Here is a 15,390-nt window from a genome sequence, read left to right on the forward strand (position 1 = left end):
CCCAACTGGCGGCCCCGCCGCGAAGCGCCTAGCTTCGGCCCATGCCGAGGGACCTGCCGGAGACGCCGCCCGCCGAGGGACGGGAATTGCTGCTGGTCGGCGGCGGCCATGCGCATCTCGGCCTGCTGCGGGCGCTGGCGATGCGACCGATCCCCGGGCTCCGCATCACCCTGGTCGCCGAGGAGCTGGCGCCGGTCTATTCCGGCATGCTGCCCGGGCTGGTCGCCGGCCTCTACACGCCCGAGGAATGCGAGGTGGACCTGCCGCGGCTGGCCACCGCCGCCGGGGCGCGGCTGATCCATGACCGCGCGACCGGGCTGCGGCCCGCCGCCCGCCGCCTGCTCTGCGTCCGGCATCCGGCGCTGCGCTACGATCTGCTTTCGATCGATATCGGCTCCGTCGCCCGGCCACTGCCGCCCGGGGAGGGCAAGCTCCTGCCCGTCCGCCCGATCGGCAGCCTGGAGGCAAGGCTGGCCGGGGCCCTGCCAACCGGCCCGGTGCGCGCGGCGGTGGTCGGCGGCGGCGCGGCGGGGGTGGAACTGGCCTTCTCGCTGCGCCACCGGCTGGGCCCGGCCGCCGAGGTGACGGTGCTATCCGGAGGGCCGCACCTGCTGCCCGGCGCCGGGCGGCTGGCCGGCTGGGTGGCGGGGCGGGAGCTGGCGCGGCGCGGCATCCGGGTCCTCGCCGGCGCCGGCCTCGCGCGCTCCGGCCCGGAGGGGCTGGTGCTGGAGGATGGGCGGGTGCTGCCCTGCGACCTCGCCCTCTGGGCCACCGGCGCTGCGGCGCCAACTTGGCTGCGGGAGACGGGCCTCGCCCTCGACCCGGCGGGCTTCATTGCCGTGGATGCCACGCTCCGCTCCACCTCCCACCGGGAGGTCTTCGCCGCCGGCGACGTCGCCGCCATGCTGGAGACGCCGCGGGAGAAGGCCGGGGTCTATGCCGTGCGGCAGGGGCCGGCGCTGGAGGCTGCGGTCCGCCGCCTGCTGGCCGGCCAGGCGCCACGTCCCTTCCGCCCGCAGCGCCGGGCCCTGGCGCTGATCGGCACGGCGGATGGCGCGGCGATCGCCCTCTGGGGCCCACTGGTGCTGGCGGGCCGCCTGGCCTGGCGGCTGAAGCAATGGATCGACCGGCGCTGGATCGCCCGCTTCACCTCCCTGCCCGCCATGCCGCCCATGGCGATGCCGGCGCCGATGCGCTGCGCCGGCTGCGGCGGCAAGCTGGCGGCGCCCGTGCTCTCGGCCGCGCTGCGCCGCCTCGGCCTGGCCGACGCGCCCGATGTGCTGGTCGGGCTGGATGCGCCGGACGATGCCACCGTGCTCCGCCCACCGCCGGGCCAGGTGCTGGTGCAGAGCGTCGATCAGTTCCGCGCCTTCCTCACCGACCTGCATCTGTTCGGCCGGATCGCTGCCAACCATGCGCTGGGCGATATCCACGCGATGGGCGGCCAGCCGCTGGCGGCGCTGGCCCTGGTGACCCTGCCGCATGGCCCCGCCCCCTGGCTGGAGGAGGATCTCCACGCCATGCTCCGCGGCGCGCAGGAGGTGCTGGAGGCAGCCGGCGCCCGGCTGGTCGGCGGCCATAGCGCGGAGGGGGCGGAAACCGCGCTCGGCTTCGCGGTCACCGGCGCGGCCGATCCAGCGCGGCTGCTGCGCAAGGGCGGGCTGCGGCCGGGCGACCGGCTGGTGCTGACCAAGCCGCTCGGCACCGGGGTGATCCTCGCCGCCGCCATGCGCGGCGCGGCACGGGCGGCCTGGCTGGAAGCGGCGATCGTCGCCATGCAGCAGCCGGGCGGGCCCATCGCCGCCGCGCTCGCCGCCCATGGCGCCACGGCCTGCACCGATGTCACCGGCTTCGGCCTGCTCGGCCATCTGGGGGAGATGCTGCGGGCCAGCCGCTGCGGCGCCCGGCTGGACGCCGGCGCCGTGCCGCTGCTGCCGGGTGTGCAGGAAGCCTTGGCGGGCGGCATCCGCAGCACCCTGCATGAGGGGAATCTCGCCGGCATCGCCGGGCTGCTGGAGGGCGAGGCGCCGCCGGCCCTGCTCGACCCGCAGACCGCGGGCGGCTTCCTCGCCGGCCTGCCCGCAGCGTCGCTCGGCCCCTGCCTCGATGCGCTGCGCGGCCTGGGGGCCGAGCCAGCGGTGATCGGCGAGGTGGTGGCCGGCCCGCCCGGCATCCGCTTCGACTTGGCCGGCCGCACCGGCTAGACTGCGCGGATGCCCGATGTCGGCGTCCTCCCGGACCAGCAGCACGCCCCAGCCCCGCCCCGGCGCAAGCGCTGGGTCTCGCCGCTGCTGCGCCGCATCCTGCTGCTGAACGTCCTGCCGCCGGCCCTGCTGGCGGCGGCCATGCTCTATCTCGACCAGTATCAGAACGGGCTGCTGGCGGCGGAGGTGGAGGCGCTGCGGACCCAGGCCCGCATCTATGCCGGCGCCATCGCCGAGGCCGGCACCCGCATGCAGGATGACCGCGCCGTGCTGGTGCCGGATGCCGTCCGCCCCCTGCTGCGCCGGCTGGTCGATCCCTCGCCCAATACCCAGGCCCGGCTCTTCGACAATACCGGCCTCGTCATCGCCGATAGCCGGGTGCGGGAGGGATCGGGCGGCGCCGTGGTGACGGAGCCCCTGCCCCCGCCCGAGCCGCGCGGCGCCTTCTCCATCACCATCGCCGGCCTCTATGACCGGCTGCTGCGCCTGGTGCCGCGCGGCGGCCCCTCGGATGTCGAGGTGGATATCAACCCGGATGCCCCCTCCTTCGACTGGCAGCCCAATCTCGGCCCCGACCGGCGGGAGGAGCTGCGGCTGGCGCTGGAGGGCGGCGTCACCCCCTATATCCGCCGCACCGCCGATGGGCGCCTGCTGGTCTCGGTGGCGGAGCCGGCACGGCGCGGCAACCAGTCAGTCGGCATCGTGCTGCTGACGCGGGAGGCGCGGGAGGTCGATCAGCGGCTGTTCGAGATCCGCGCCAGCGTGCTCGGCATCTTCGTCATCGCGCTGATCCTGACGGTGCTGCTCTCGCTCTATCTGGCGCGGACGCTGGCCAATCCAATCATGCAGCTCGCCGGCGCCGCAGCGGCGATGCGCCAGGGCGAGGGCCGCGGCGGCAGCGTCCCCCCCGCGGTGCTGGCACGGGAGGACGAGATCGGCATCCTGGCCCGCGACCTCCAGGCCGCCGCCCGCGCCCTCTGGGCCCGGATCGATACCAACGAGCGTTTCGCCGCCGATGTGGCGCATGAGCTTCGCAACCCGCTGACCAGCGTGCGTTCCGCCATCGAGACGCTGCGGCGGATCGAGAATCCGGAGCAGCAGAGGCGCCTGCTCGCCATCATCGCCGAGGATGCGGTGCGGATGGACCGGCTGATCGCCGACATCTCCGACAGCTCCCGCGTCGATGCCGAATTGTCGCGAACCGTGGCCGTGCCGGTCGATATCGCACCGATCCTCTCGACCTTGGCCGAGCTGCATAATGCGACGCGGGAGGAGGAGGATGCGCCGCGGGTGGTGCTGGAAGCGCCGGCCGAGGGGCTGGTGGTCCGCGGCGTCGAGGGACGGCTGGTGCAGGTGCTGCGCAACCTGCTCGGCAATGCGCTGTCCTTCAGCCCGCGCAACGGCCGCGTCTGGGTCCGCGCCCGCCCGACCGGCGCCATGATCGAAGTGGTGGTCGAGGATGAAGGCCCCGGCATCCCCGAGGCCAAGCTCGAAGGCATCTTCGAGCGCTTCTATTCCGAACGCCCGAGCGGCGAGAGCTTCGGCCAGCATTCCGGCCTCGGCCTTTCGATCAGCCGGCAGATTGTGGAAGGATTGCGCGGCCGGATCGCCGCCGAGAACCGGCGCGATGCCGAGGGCCGGGTCACCGGGGCCCGCTTCATCATCCGTCTTCCCGTTGCGTAACGCGCAGCAACGCAACGGCAGGTGCCTCGGCGCGCGGGGCAGGGTATCCTGAGGCCATGGGCCAGATCGTCATCACCGAATACATGGAAGCCGCGGCCATCGAGCGGCTGAGCCTGGCCCATGTCACGCTCTACGATCCGGAGCTGGGCATGGCGCCGGACCGGCTGCGTCCCGTCCTGGCCGAGGCCCGGGCGCTGATCGTCCGCAACCGAACTCGGGTCGATGCCGCCCTGCTGGCGGCGGCGCCCCGGCTCCGGGTGCTCGGCCGGCTGGGGGTCGGGCTCTACAATATCGATCTGGAGGCCTGCCAAGCCCGCGGGGTGGAGGTGATCCCGGCCGCCGGGGCCAATGCGGATTCGGTCGCCGAATACGCCATCCTCTCGGTCGGCATGCTGCTGCGCGGCGCCTTCCAGGACACGGCCGCCATCGCCGCCGGGGAATGGCCGCGGGAACGGCTGAGCGCCGGGCGGGAGATGGCGGGCAAGACCCTCGGCATCCTCGGCTTCGGCGATATCGGCCGACGGGTAGCACGGCTGGCCCGCGCCTTCGGCATGAAGGTCATCGCCCATGACCCGGTGCTGCCGATCGATCATTCCGGCTGGGCCGAGCATGGGACGAAATCCGTCGGCCTCGAGGAATTGCTGGCCCGGGCCGATGCGATCAGCCTGCATGTCCCGCTCGAGGATGCGACGCGCGGCCTGGTCTCGGACCGCCTGCTGGCGGCGATGAAGCCCGGCGCGGTGCTGGTCAATGCCTCCCGCGGCGGGGTGGTGGATGAGGCGGCGCTGGCCGCGGCGCTGCGCTCCGGCCGGCTCGGCGGCGCCGTGCTGGATGTCTTCGAGGAGGAACCCCTGCCGCCCGGCAATCCGCTGGCCGGGGCGCCGAACCTGATCCTGACGCCGCATATCGCCGGCGCCACGCAGGAGAGCAATCTCCGCGTCTCCTCCCTGATCGCCGCCCGGGTGCTCGTCGCCCTGGCGATGGATTAGCGCGTGCCCTCCGACCTGCCACCGGCCCCTCGCCCCCCCGAGCCGAACCGCATCTGCGGCACGGCGCCGGTGCGCGCCCTTTTCCTCCGCCGGCCGGAGGAGGTGATCCGGCTCTTCTACACCGAGCCGATGCGGCGCATGGCCGGGCCGCTCTGCGCGCATCTCGCCCGCACCCGTCGCCCCTATCGCGAGGTGGCGCCGGCCGAGCTGGCGCGGATCGCCGGCACCCCGCACCATGGCGGCATCTGCGCCATCGCCCAGATCCGCTATGCCGAGCGGCTGGCGGGCCCCATCCTGCCGCCCGACCTGCCCATGGCGCCGCTGCTGCCGGTGCTGGACGGCATCGGCAACCCGCACAACCTCGGTGCCATCGCCCGCTCCGCCGCCTTCTTCGGCTGCCGCGCCCTGCTGCTGTCCGAGGATGAGCGCCAGGCCGACCTCTCCGATGCCGCCTTCCGCACCGCCGAGGGCGGGCTGGAATTCCTCCGCGTGCTGCGGGCGCGGGACCTGCCCGCGCTACTGCGCGGGATGCGCGGGCGCTTCCTGGTCACCGCCGCGGTCGCCGCCGGCGGCATGCCGCCCGAGGCACTGCCGCGAGACCGGCCGGTGGCCCTCGTCCTCGGCAATGAGGAACAGGGCCCCTCCGCCCCGGTACTGGAAGCCTGCGAGGCGCGGGTGACGCTGGCCGGCGGCGGGATGGTCGAAAGCCTTAATGTTTCGGCCGCTGCGGCGGTGCTGTTCCATGCGCTGGGCGCCGCGCCGCCCCGCCAGCCGCCCTCCCGACCTCCGCGCCGCTGAGCATGTCCGCGACCCTGTCCGCCTCCGCCGATGGCCCTGCCACCCGGCTCGCTTTCGCCGGCGTGCTGGATGCCGCCGGCACCGCGCGCCTTTGGCCGGAGGCCATGCGCGCGGTGCGTGGGGCGCGGCATCTCGTCCTCGACCTCGCCGGCCTCACCGCGCTGGATACCGCCGGCGCCGTGCTGCTGCTGCGGCTGGAACGGGCGGTGCGGGAGACGCGCTGGCAGGGCATGCCCGCCGGCCCGGTGCAGGCGGTGCTGGACCGCACCCGGCAAGCCCTGGCCAACCCGCCGCCGCCCGCCCCGCCGCCCCTGCCGCCGCTCGCCTGGCTCGGCCGCGCCACGCTGCGGCAGGGCGGCGACCTGCTCGACCAGATCGGCTTCCTTGGCGAGGCGGCGCTCGCCGGGCTCGACACGCTGCGCCGGCCCTGGCGGCTGCGCTTCGCCGAGACGCTGCGGCACCTAGACGAGGCGGGGCTGCGCGCCTTCGGCCTGACCCTGCTGCTCGGCGTGCTGATCGGCGTCATCCTCGCCTTCCAGTCCTCCATCCCGATGCGCCGCTTCGGGGCGGAGGTCTTCATCCCGAACCTCGTCGGCATCTCCCTGCTGCGGGAGCTGGGGCCACTGATGGCCGCCGTGATCCTCGCCGGCCGCACCGGCTCGGCCTATGCCGCCGAGCTCGGCACCATGACGGTGAATGAGGAGATCGACGCGCTGCGGATCATGGGCATCGACCCGATCGCCTGGCTGGTGCTGCCGCGGCTGCTGGCGGGGATGCTGGTCATGCCGGTGCTGGCGCTGCTGATGGACCTCTCGGGCCTCGCCGGCATGGCGGTGGTGATGAGCTCGCTCGGCTTCCCGCCGGTCGGGGTGGTCAACCAGCTCCGCAACGCGGTCAAGCTGCGGGACCTGCTGGGCGGGCTGCTGAAGGCGGCGGTCTTCGGCCTCTCGATCGCATTGGTCGGCTGCCGGGCCGGGCTCACCGCCGGGCGCGGGCCGCGCGCGGTGGGCGATGCGGCAACCGCGGCGGTGGTCGGCGGCATCGTCTCCATCGTGCTGCTGGACGGCGTCTTCTCCGTCCTGTTCTTCCGGCTGGGCTGGTAGGGCGATGACCGAGCCGGTGATCCGGGTGGAGAACCTCGCCGCGCGCTTCAGCGGCCGGACCATCTTCGAGCATGTCTCCTTCGAGGTGCGGCGCGGCGAGGTCTTCGTCATCCTCGGCGGCTCGGGCTGCGGCAAATCGACCCTGCTGAAGCACATGATCGGCCTCTACGCCCCGGCCGAGGGCGGCACCACCATCCTCGGCCAGCGGGTCGAGGGGCTGGCCGGGGCCGCCCGCACCGCGCTGCTGCGGCGGCTCGGGGTGATGTGGCAGTCGGGGGCGCTCTTCGGCTCGCTCACCCTGGCCGAGAACATCTCGGTCCCGCTGGAGGAGCATACCGACCTGCCGCCGGAGGCGCGGGCGCTGGTCGCCCAGGCCAAGCTCGGCCTGGTCGGGCTGGGGGATGCGGCGGGGCGGCTGCCGGCGGAGATCTCGGGCGGCATGGCGAAGCGGGCCGGCATCGCCCGCGCCATGGCGCTCGACCCGCCGATCCTCTTCCTCGACGAGCCCTCGGCGGGGCTCGATCCCATCACCTCCGCCGGGCTCGACGCGCTGATCCGCCAGCTGGCGCGCGACCTCGGCACCACCTTCGTCGTGGTGACGCATGAGCTGCAATCCATCCTGGCGATCGGGGATCGCTGCATCATGCTCGACAAGGAGGCGCGCGGGATGATCGCCGAGGGCGACCCGCGCCGGCTGCGGGAGGAGAGCACGAACCCCGTGGTGCGCGCCTTCTTCCGCCGGGAAGTCCTGGCATGACCGCGCGACGGGGGGCCTGAGCGCATGCCGCAATCCCGCGGACTCTATCTGCGCGTGGGCCTGCTGGTGGTGGCCGGGCTGGCGCTGCTGGTCGGCTTCGTCCTGTTCTTCACCGCCAACCGCTTCGGCAGCAGCAACATCACCTACGAGACCTATCTGCGGGAATCGGTGCAGGGCCTCGATGCCGGCTCGCCGGTGCGCTATCGCGGCGTCGCCATCGGCCGGGTCGCCGAGGTCGGGCTGGTCGCCGCCGAATACCGCACGCCCGAGAGCGGCAATTTCGGCGCCGTCTTCCAGCTCGTCTATGTCCGCTTCGTGGTGGATATCGCCAAGGTGGGCGAGGTGCCCTCGGTCGAGGAGGCGGTGCGGCTCGGCCTCCGGGTGCGGATCGCAGCCCAGGGCATCACCGGGGTGAACTACCTGGAGATGGACTTCCTCGATCCCGGGCGCTTCCCGCCCCGGGAGGTGCCCTGGGAGCCGCGCTACCCCTATGTGCCGGCGGTGCCCTCCACCGTCGCGCAGGTGCAGGGCGCGGCGGAGCAGCTGCTGCAGAAGCTGCAGAGCGTCGATCTGCAGGGGCTGCTGGACAATGTCATTGGGCTGGTGGCCGAACTGCGCGGCCAGGTGCGCGACGGCGACCTGGCGACCACCCTGCATGAGGCCGCCGCGCTGTTGCGCGGGCTGCGCGGGCAGGTGGACGCCATGGGCCTGCCCGCCCTGGCCGAGGAGCTGCGCGGCACCGCCGGCGATGCCCGCGCCCTGCTGGCGAGCCGGGATGTCCGCCAGACCCTGGCCAATGCCGCCGCCGCCATGGCCGAGCTGCGGGCGGTGACGGCCAAGCTGCCGGCCAGCCTCGCCACGCTGGATGGCGGGCTGCGCAATGTCCGCGGCGCCACCACCGATATCCAGGCCGAGCTGGGGCCGATCCTGCGCGACCTGCGGGTGGCCATCGCCAATCTGCGCGACACCACGGAACAGCTTCGCCGCAACCCGTCCCAGGCCATTTTCGGCGCGCCGCCGCCAACGTCGGAGTCCCGCCGATGATCCGCCGCCGTGCCGTCCTGCTCACCCCGCTGCTGGCGGGATGCAGCGTGCTGCCGGAACGCCCCTATCGGGAGACGCAGCGCTTCGCCCTGGCGCCGGAGCGGCCGCAGCGGGCGCAGCCGCCGCGTGGCGCGCCGGTGCTGCTGATCCGCAGCCTGCGGGCGGCGCCGGGGCTGGAAGGCCGGGGCCTGCGCAGCCTGGGCACCGATGGCCGGATCACCACCACCTACTGGCAGGAATGGGCGGCGCCGCCGGCCGAGCTGGTGGAGGAGGCGCTGCGGCGCTGGCTGATCGCCAGCGGGCGCTTCGCCGCCGTCACCCAGCCCGGCTCCCGCCTGCGGGCCGATCTGGTGCTGGAGGCGGAGCTGATCCGGCTGGAAGCATCACCGGCGGCCGGGCAGGGCCGGGCGGCGCTGTCCGTGCTGCTGCTGGCGGAGCCGGGCTCGGGGCCGGGCGAGGCCCGCATCCTCGGGCAATTCGTGGCGGACGGGGTGGCGCCGCTGCCGGGCGACGCGCCGCCGGAGGCCGCGGCATCGGCCATGGCGGCCGCGCTGGCTGCAGCCCTCGCCGATCTGGAAGCGCGGCTCGTCCGCATTCTGCCTGTGCGCCGGGAGGGGCCGGTCAGCCGCCTTGCGCCAGCCGGGCGACCGCCGCGCTGAGGTCGCCGAAGGGCACGGGCTTGGTCAGGATGGCGATCGGCCCGCCAAGCGCCCGCAGACCCGCCACCGTCTCCGGCACATGGTTCGCCGACATCACCACCAGGGGCAGGTCCGGCCGGGCGAGGCGCAGGCGCCGCGCCAGCGCATCGCCGCGGAGCCGGGGCATCTGCATATCCGTGACCAGCAGGTCGAAGGGGCCATGCGCGGCCTCCGCCTCCAGCGCCGCCGCCCCGTCGCCGACCAGCACGACCTCATGGCCATGCTCGGTCAGCTCCGCCTCCGCGGCTAAGCCGATCAGCGCCTCATCCTCCGCGAGAAGAATCCGCAGGCGGCGGGCGAATGGACCTTCCTGGGATGTCATCCGAACAATGCCCGCGGAGATGGAGGTAGAACAGGGTCGGCCTTAGCAAGGCATACTGGAACGAGGGATGCCAGTGGGTTTCCCGCGACCACGGAAGGCGAGGCCGCACTCAGGCCGGACCGTGGCAGGGAAACCGCATGACCCAGCGCAGGCCGGGCCGGTTGCTGCCCGGGAAGGCCGACCCGCTTTCCAGATGGCCACCAAGCTGCCCGGCCAGGGCCCGGGCGATGCGGGTGCCGAGGCCACTGCCATGCGGCGCCACGGCGCCGTCCGAGCCGATGCCGTTATCCTCGACGGTGAGGATGAAATCCTCCCCCTCCCGCCGGAAGCCGATCACCACCTGGCCCTCCATATCGCCCGGGAAGGCGTATTTCAGGGCATTCCCCACCAGCTCATTCACCGAGAGGCCGATCGGCACGGCTCGCGCCATCGGCACCAGATGGTCTTCCGCCCGGACCACCAGCGCCACCGGCGCGAGGTTGAGCGCCACTTCCCGAATGTCTTGGATCAGGCCCTCGAGGAAGCCGCGAATGGCGACTTCGGCATGGCCGTCCTCGCGATGGTAGTCGAGCCGGGCATTGATGCGCGCCAGCCCCATGATCCGGCCCGAGGCCTCGGCCAGCACCTGCCGCGCCGCCGGCTCAACCGCCGCCCCGGCCTGGAGCCGCAGGGTGGCGGCGAGGCGCTGGAGGTCGTTGCGGGCGCGGTGGACAGCCTCGCTCAGCAGGGTGCCGCGCGCCTTGGCGACACCTGCCAGCTCGGCATTGGCGGCGGCGAGGCTCGTCCTCTCCCGCGCCAGGCTGGTCAGGGCGATGTGCAGGGATTCCAGCAGGAATGCGGTGAAGACCGAGATGGCGAGGAAGAGCAGCAGGGCCAGCAGGTCGGTCGGGTCAGCGATCCGCAGGATGCCCTGCGGCTGCACCATGAAGCAGACGGCGAGCAGGCTGCTCAGCAGGGCCGCATAGACGCCGGTGCCGCGGTCGAAGAAGACGCCGGCCAGGATCACCGCCGGGAAGAAGAGCAGGTAGGGCTGGCCCGGGCCCCAGCCGAAGACCAGCAGCCGGAGGCCGAAACAGGCCAGGACGATCAGCGTGGTGGCGCTGTAGCGCGCCCAGATCGGCAGGCCGCGCGAACGCGCGGCCAGCAGGAACAGCCGTTCCATTCGGTCCCCGGAATTGCGTGGTGCAAGATCGGGGACCTCAACACGCCGGAGCCGCTACCGTTTCGCCTCGATGGACTCCCAGATCGCCTTTTCCAGCTGCACGCCATCGAACCGGGCGATCTCCTGCAGGCCGGTCGGGGAGGTGACGTTGATCTCGGTCAGGTAGTCGCCGATCACGTCGATGCCGACGAAGATCAGCCCCCGCTCGCGCAGCGACGGGCCGATGCGGTCGCAGATCTCGCGCTCCCGCGGCGTCAGCGTGGTCTTCTCCGGCCTTCCGCCGACATGCATGTTGCTGCGCGATTCGCCCGCCGCCGGCACGCGGTTGATGGCGCCCATCGGCACGCCGTCCACCAGGATGATGCGCTTGTCGCCCTTCCGCACCTCCGGCACGTAGCGCTGCACCATCAGCGGCTCGCGCGAGCGTTCGGTGAACATCTCGATCAGGCTGTTGAGGTTGGAATCGCCCGGCTTGATGTGGAAGACGCCGGCGCCGCCATTGCCAAACAGCGGCTTGACGATGATGTCCTGATACTTCTCCCGGAAGGCCAGGATCTGCGTCCGGCTCGCCGTCACCAGCGTCTCCGGCATCAGTTCGGGGAATTGGAGAACGAAGAGCTTCTCCGGCGCATTCCGCACGCTGGCCGGGTCGTTCACCACCAGCGTCTTCGGGTGGATATGCTCCAGCAGGTGGGTGGCGGTGATATAGGCCATGTCGAAGGGCGGGTCCTGCCGCATCAGGACCACGTCCATGGTCGAGAGGTCGATCTCCTCCCGCGGGCCAAAGACATAATGGGCGCCGTATTTGCGCTCGACCGTCACCGTCTCGGCCTGGGCCAGCAGGCGGCCGCCGGTCAGCGCCAGGTCCCGGACATGATAGTGCCAAAGGCTGTGGCCGCGGGCCTGCCCCTCCAGCATCAGGGCGAAGGTGCTGTCGGCGTCGATATTGATGCCGGCGATCGGGTCCATCTGGACCGCGACCCGGAGGGCGCGCGCCATGATCGTCTCCATGTGGTTCGGGGCGATTCCGTGCCCCGAACTGGATGAAAAGACCAGAGGTAAAGCCGGACCGATTCAGCCCTCCGCGCCAATCGGCGCTCCGGCCATCGGGCCGGGCTTCAATTGAGACGATGGCGAAGCTCCTCGACCACCATCCTGGTGCGGGAGGCGGCGGGCCCCTCCGGCTCCAGCTCCAGCGAGCGTTCGAGGCAGGAGAGCGCGGCGCCGATCCGGTCCAGCCGCTGGTTCATCAGCCCCGCTTCCCGCCAGAGCAGCGCCTGATCCGGGGCGAGGCGCAGCATGTCCTCGGCACAGGCCAACGCGCCGGCGAGGTCCTGCGCCCGGAGCCGACGCAGCTTGATGTTATTCTGCAGCCGAAGCAGCACCGCCCGCTTGTCCATCAGCCGCACCAGCCCTGGGCGCAGCTCCGCCCGCTCCCCCTCGATCCGCTTGATGAGGGCGCGGAGATCGGGCGCCTGCAGGCCGGTGCCGCCGGCGAAGACATCGATTAGCGCCTGGCCGCGGCCGCCTTCCACCGCCAGCAGGAAATGGCCGGGGAAATCGACGCCATAGGCGGCCCAGCCGGCGGCCTCAGCCGCATGCAGCCAGATGATGCCGAGGGCGACCGGCAGGCCGCGCCGCCGCTCCACCACTCGGATCAGATTGGCATTGGCCGGGTTCTCGTAATCCTCGGTATCGCCCCGGAAGCCGAAGCGGGTACCGATCACCTCAGCCAGCACCAAGCGGCGGCGTTCGGCATCGCCGGCATCGGCCTCCTGGTCGGCAGCGGCAGCGGCGACGGCGGCCTGGGCCAGTTCCGACAGGGTGGCGGAAGCGGCCTGCCAATCGGCTTCCGGCGCGTCGATCCGCGCCAGCTGCAAGGCAACGGCGGCCAGGTCGATCTCCGCATCGGGCAATTGCCCGGCGGCGAGGAGGGCGGCGCGCGCCTCATCCTGGGGGTTGGGCATCACCTACTCCCTTGGCGGCGGCACCATCCGGCCGAGGCGGCGACCGCCGAAGAGATGAACGTGGAAATGCCCGACCTCCTGCCCGGCATCCTCGCCCATATTGGACAGGATGCGGTAACCCTGCTCCTCGAGCCCCAGTTCCCGCGCAATGCGGCCGACCGCGCGCCAGAAGCCGGCAATCGCCTCGGCCGGCGCCTCGGCATGGAAGTCGGCGGCGCTGACATAGGACCCCTTCGGGATCACCAGCACATGCACCGGCGCCTGCGGCGCGATGTCATGGAAGGCGAGCGCATGCTCGTCCTCCGCCACGCGCTTGCAGGGAATCTCGCCGCGCAGGATGCGGGCGAAAATGTTGCTGGGGTCGTAGGGCGGCTTGCCGGAGACGGCCATGGCATATCCTTCCTGCGGTCAGGCCAATTTGGTGGTGCGCGCCGCCCTCACGATACCTTTCGGCCGCGACGCCTTCTCGACGATGCCGCTGATGCCCTCGCGCCGGCGGAGCTCGGCCCAGACCTCATCCGGCCGAATGCCGGCATCCACCCAGACCACGATCAGGTGGTAGAGCAGATCGGCGGATTCCAGGATGGTTTCGCCGCGATGGCCGAGCGTCGCCTCGATGACGCATTCCACCGCTTCCTCGCCCAGCTTCTGGGCGACCTTGGCGGTGCCGCGGGCCATCAGCCGGGCGGAATGGGAATTGGCCGCATCGCCGGCCAAGCGGCGGCTCTCGACCGTCGCCCAGAGCCGGTCGAGCACCGTCGCATCGCCATCCTCCGGCACGCTGAGCGGGGCCAGATGGCGGGCTTCGGCGCGGCGCACGGCCTTGGGCGGCCTCCCCGGCAGGGCAGGCAGGCCGGCCGGCACCGGCACCTTGGCCTTCGCCGGGGCACGCTTCTTCGCTGCCTTCGCCGCCGGCTTCTTCTTGGTGTCCTTCGCCATGCTCAGGCGGTCTCCGATTCAGGCAGGGGACGGATCGGCAGGCCGGCGGCGGCCAGCGCGGCCTTGGCATCGGCGATGCGGAACTCCCCGTAATGGAAGACGCTGGCCGCGAGCAGCCCGGTCGCGCCGACCTGCGCGCCCTCGACGAAATGCTGCATGGTCCCGACGCCGCCCGAGGCGATGATCGGCACCGGCACCGCGGCCCGCACCGCCCGCAGCAGATCGAGGTCGAATCCCGATTTCGTCCCGTCGCGGTCCATGCTGGTGAGGAGGATCTCGCCCGCCCCGGCAGCGGCCATACGCTGGGCCCAACCCACGGCCTCGATGCCGGTCGGGCGGCGGCCACCATGGGTGAAGACCTCCCAGCGGCCCTCGCCGACCTTCCGGGCATCCACCGCGACGACGATCGCCTGGCTGCCGAAGGCCTCCGCCGCGCGGGAGACCAATTCCGGCTCGGCGACGGCGGCGCTGTTGATGCTGGCCTTGTCGGCGCCGGCGAGCAGGAGGCGCCGCACATCCTCGACCGAGCGCACCCCTCCGCCCACCGTCAGCGGGATGAAGACCTGCGCCGCGGTGCGCGAGACGACATCGAGGATGGTGTCACGGTTCTCGTGGCTGGCCGCGATGTCGAGGAAGGTGACCTCGTCCGCTCCCTCGCGGTCATAGGTGCGGGCCTGCTCCACCGGGTCGCCGGCATCGCGGAGGGAAACGAAATTGACGCCCTTGACGACGCGGCCGTCCTTCACGTCGAGGCATGGGATGACGCGGAGCGCGAGCACGGGGCACCTGTCCGGTTCGAGAAGGGGATCGGCTGGTCCAGCGGCAGCGTGCCTGAGCCAGGCGGGTTCGCCACCGCATCGCGAAGATGCGGCGCAGGGTCAAGCGGCTTGCGGTGGCCCGCTGGCCTAGCCGCGGCTGCGCAGCATCGCCTCGGCGCGGTGCAGGTCGGGTTCGGTGGTGATCTTGATATTGTCCTCATGGCCGAGGACCAGCGCGACTTCCATCCCGACCCGTTCGGCCAGCATGGCGTCATCCGTCAGCTCCGGCCCCGGCAACGGTGCGGCATGGACTTGGCGATGGGCGGCGAGGATGTCGCGGAAGCGGAAACCCTGCGGCGTCTGCGCGCGCCAGAGGCCGGTGCGATCCACCGTGCCGGTCACCCGGCCGCCTTCGCCGCGCTTCAGCGTATCGGTGACGGGAATCGCGGCGATGGCGGCCGGAACCCGGTCCAGCGCATCCAGCACGGCGGTGATGGTCTCGGCCGCGACGAAGGGGCGCACGCCGTCATGGATGAGGACCTTGTCCGGGTTCAGCCCGGCGACGCCTTCCAACCCAAGCCGCACCGAATCCTGCCGTTTGGCCCCGCCGAGCAGCGGCGGCGGCAGGTCGAGCCCAGCCACGGCGGCATCGTAGAGGTCACGGTCGTCGGGATGAATCAGCACCTGCACGGCCTGGAGGCCTGGATGGCGCAGGAGTGCCGTAGCAGTGCGGGCAAGGATCGGGATGTGGGACAGCGACAGATATTGCTTCGGGACCGGACCACCGAGGCGGTAGCCGCGCCCAGCGGCAACAATCAGGCCCAAATTCATGTCGATTCCATCGCCAGCGACAAGGGCTGGCAAGCTGCACCATGCGGTGCGGACAGTCGAGACGGGTTTCACTGTTGGATCCGGCTGGGTGGCCCGGCGGCGACCGACTTTCCCGCAGCTTGAGCTGCAGTATCA

General features: G+C 72.3%; 17 protein-coding genes. 9 read left to right on the forward strand and 8 right to left on the reverse strand.

Annotation, left to right across the window (positions count from 1 at the left end):
• The first annotated feature begins 41 nt into the window (after positions 1-41).
• From selD to JMJ55_RS25760, 8 genes are read left to right on the forward strand one after another with little or no spacing between them, the layout of a single operon-like run.
• Entirely contained in the window at positions 42-2,204 is a 2,163-nt protein-coding gene (selD, locus tag JMJ55_RS25725) for a selenide, water dikinase SelD (RefSeq protein WP_202828481.1), read from the forward strand.
• A gap of 9 nt (positions 2,205-2,213) precedes the next feature.
• The gene (locus JMJ55_RS25730; RefSeq protein ID WP_202828482.1) at positions 2,214-3,887 is read left to right on the forward strand and encodes a stimulus-sensing domain-containing protein; all 1,674 of its coding nucleotides are present in this window, start codon (positions 2,214-2,216) and stop codon (positions 3,885-3,887) included.
• 56 nt (positions 3,888-3,943) lie between these two features.
• Positions 3,944-4,876, forward strand: coding sequence for a hydroxyacid dehydrogenase (locus JMJ55_RS25735; RefSeq protein ID WP_202828483.1), 933 nt, complete (start codon positions 3,944-3,946; stop codon positions 4,874-4,876).
• 3 nt (positions 4,877-4,879) lie between these two features.
• Complete coding sequence (locus tag JMJ55_RS25740) at positions 4,880-5,674, forward strand: TrmH family RNA methyltransferase (RefSeq protein ID WP_328702779.1); 795 nt, start codon at positions 4,880-4,882, stop codon at positions 5,672-5,674.
• Between the two features lie 2 nt (positions 5,675-5,676).
• Positions 5,677-6,777, forward strand: coding sequence for an ABC transporter permease (locus JMJ55_RS25745; protein WP_202828484.1), 1,101 nt, complete (start codon positions 5,677-5,679; stop codon positions 6,775-6,777).
• A gap of 4 nt (positions 6,778-6,781) precedes the next feature.
• Entirely contained in the window at positions 6,782-7,534 is a 753-nt protein-coding gene (locus JMJ55_RS25750) for an ABC transporter ATP-binding protein (protein WP_202828485.1), read from the forward strand.
• A 24-nt stretch (positions 7,535-7,558) separates the two neighbouring features.
• Complete coding sequence (locus JMJ55_RS25755; RefSeq protein WP_202828486.1) at positions 7,559-8,578, forward strand: MlaD family protein; 1,020 nt, start codon at positions 7,559-7,561, stop codon at positions 8,576-8,578.
• Positions 8,575-9,237, forward strand: a complete 663-nt coding sequence (locus tag JMJ55_RS25760) for an ABC-type transport auxiliary lipoprotein family protein (RefSeq protein ID WP_202828487.1) — start codon at positions 8,575-8,577, stop codon at positions 9,235-9,237. Before JMJ55_RS25755 ends, JMJ55_RS25760 begins: the two co-directional genes overlap by 4 nt.
• Here the strand turns inward: JMJ55_RS25760 and JMJ55_RS25765 are convergent.
• From JMJ55_RS25765 to gshB, 3 genes are all read right to left on the reverse strand, one after another.
• Positions 9,200-9,598: a response regulator gene (locus JMJ55_RS25765; RefSeq protein ID WP_202828488.1), complete on the reverse strand. Its 399-nt coding sequence runs from the start codon at positions 9,596-9,598 to the stop codon at positions 9,200-9,202. The genes JMJ55_RS25760 and JMJ55_RS25765 overlap by 38 nt on opposite strands.
• Positions 9,599-9,707: 109 nt before the next feature.
• Positions 9,708-10,760, reverse strand: a complete 1,053-nt coding sequence (locus tag JMJ55_RS25770; protein ID WP_202828489.1) for a sensor histidine kinase — start codon at positions 10,758-10,760, stop codon at positions 9,708-9,710.
• Positions 10,761-10,814: 54 nt separating this feature from the next.
• Positions 10,815-11,759, reverse strand: coding sequence for a glutathione synthase (gene gshB / locus JMJ55_RS25775; RefSeq protein ID WP_202828490.1), 945 nt, complete (start codon positions 11,757-11,759; stop codon positions 10,815-10,817).
• Here gshB and JMJ55_RS31755 point away from each other — a divergent pair.
• Positions 11,758-11,886, forward strand: a complete 129-nt coding sequence (locus JMJ55_RS31755) for a hypothetical protein (RefSeq protein ID WP_268885419.1) — start codon at positions 11,758-11,760, stop codon at positions 11,884-11,886. The genes gshB and JMJ55_RS31755 overlap by 2 nt on opposite strands.
• Here the strand turns inward: JMJ55_RS31755 and JMJ55_RS25780 are convergent.
• The 5 genes from JMJ55_RS25780 to ispD all read right to left on the reverse strand — a co-directional run bounded on the left by JMJ55_RS25780 (position 11,879) and on the right by ispD (position 15,255).
• On the reverse strand, positions 11,879-12,727 hold the full coding sequence (locus JMJ55_RS25780; protein ID WP_202828491.1) for a SirB1 family protein: 849 nt from the start codon (positions 12,725-12,727) through the stop codon (positions 11,879-11,881). The two genes, JMJ55_RS31755 and JMJ55_RS25780, sit on opposite strands and share 8 nt — an antisense overlap.
• Positions 12,728-12,730: 3 nt before the next feature.
• Positions 12,731-13,117 (reverse strand): histidine triad nucleotide-binding protein, encoded by a 387-nt coding sequence (locus tag JMJ55_RS25785; RefSeq protein ID WP_202828492.1) that lies wholly within the window; start codon positions 13,115-13,117, stop codon positions 12,731-12,733.
• Positions 13,118-13,135: 18 nt separating this feature from the next.
• Complete coding sequence (locus JMJ55_RS25790) at positions 13,136-13,666, reverse strand: phosphoribosyl-ATP diphosphatase (protein WP_202828493.1); 531 nt, start codon at positions 13,664-13,666, stop codon at positions 13,136-13,138.
• 2 nt (positions 13,667-13,668) lie between these two features.
• Positions 13,669-14,445, reverse strand: coding sequence for an imidazole glycerol phosphate synthase subunit HisF (gene hisF / locus JMJ55_RS25795; protein ID WP_202828494.1), 777 nt, complete (start codon positions 14,443-14,445; stop codon positions 13,669-13,671).
• Positions 14,446-14,571: 126 nt separating this feature from the next.
• Positions 14,572-15,255 carry a 2-C-methyl-D-erythritol 4-phosphate cytidylyltransferase gene (gene ispD, locus JMJ55_RS25800; RefSeq protein ID WP_202828495.1) on the reverse strand — a complete coding sequence of 228 codons (684 nt, stop codon included), beginning with the start codon at positions 15,253-15,255 and terminating at the stop codon, positions 14,572-14,574.
• Between the last annotated feature and the right edge of the window lie 135 nt (positions 15,256-15,390).

This window comes from Belnapia mucosa (assembly GCF_016775475.1).
GTDB classification, from domain to species: domain Bacteria; phylum Pseudomonadota; class Alphaproteobacteria; order Acetobacterales; family Acetobacteraceae; genus Belnapia; species Belnapia mucosa.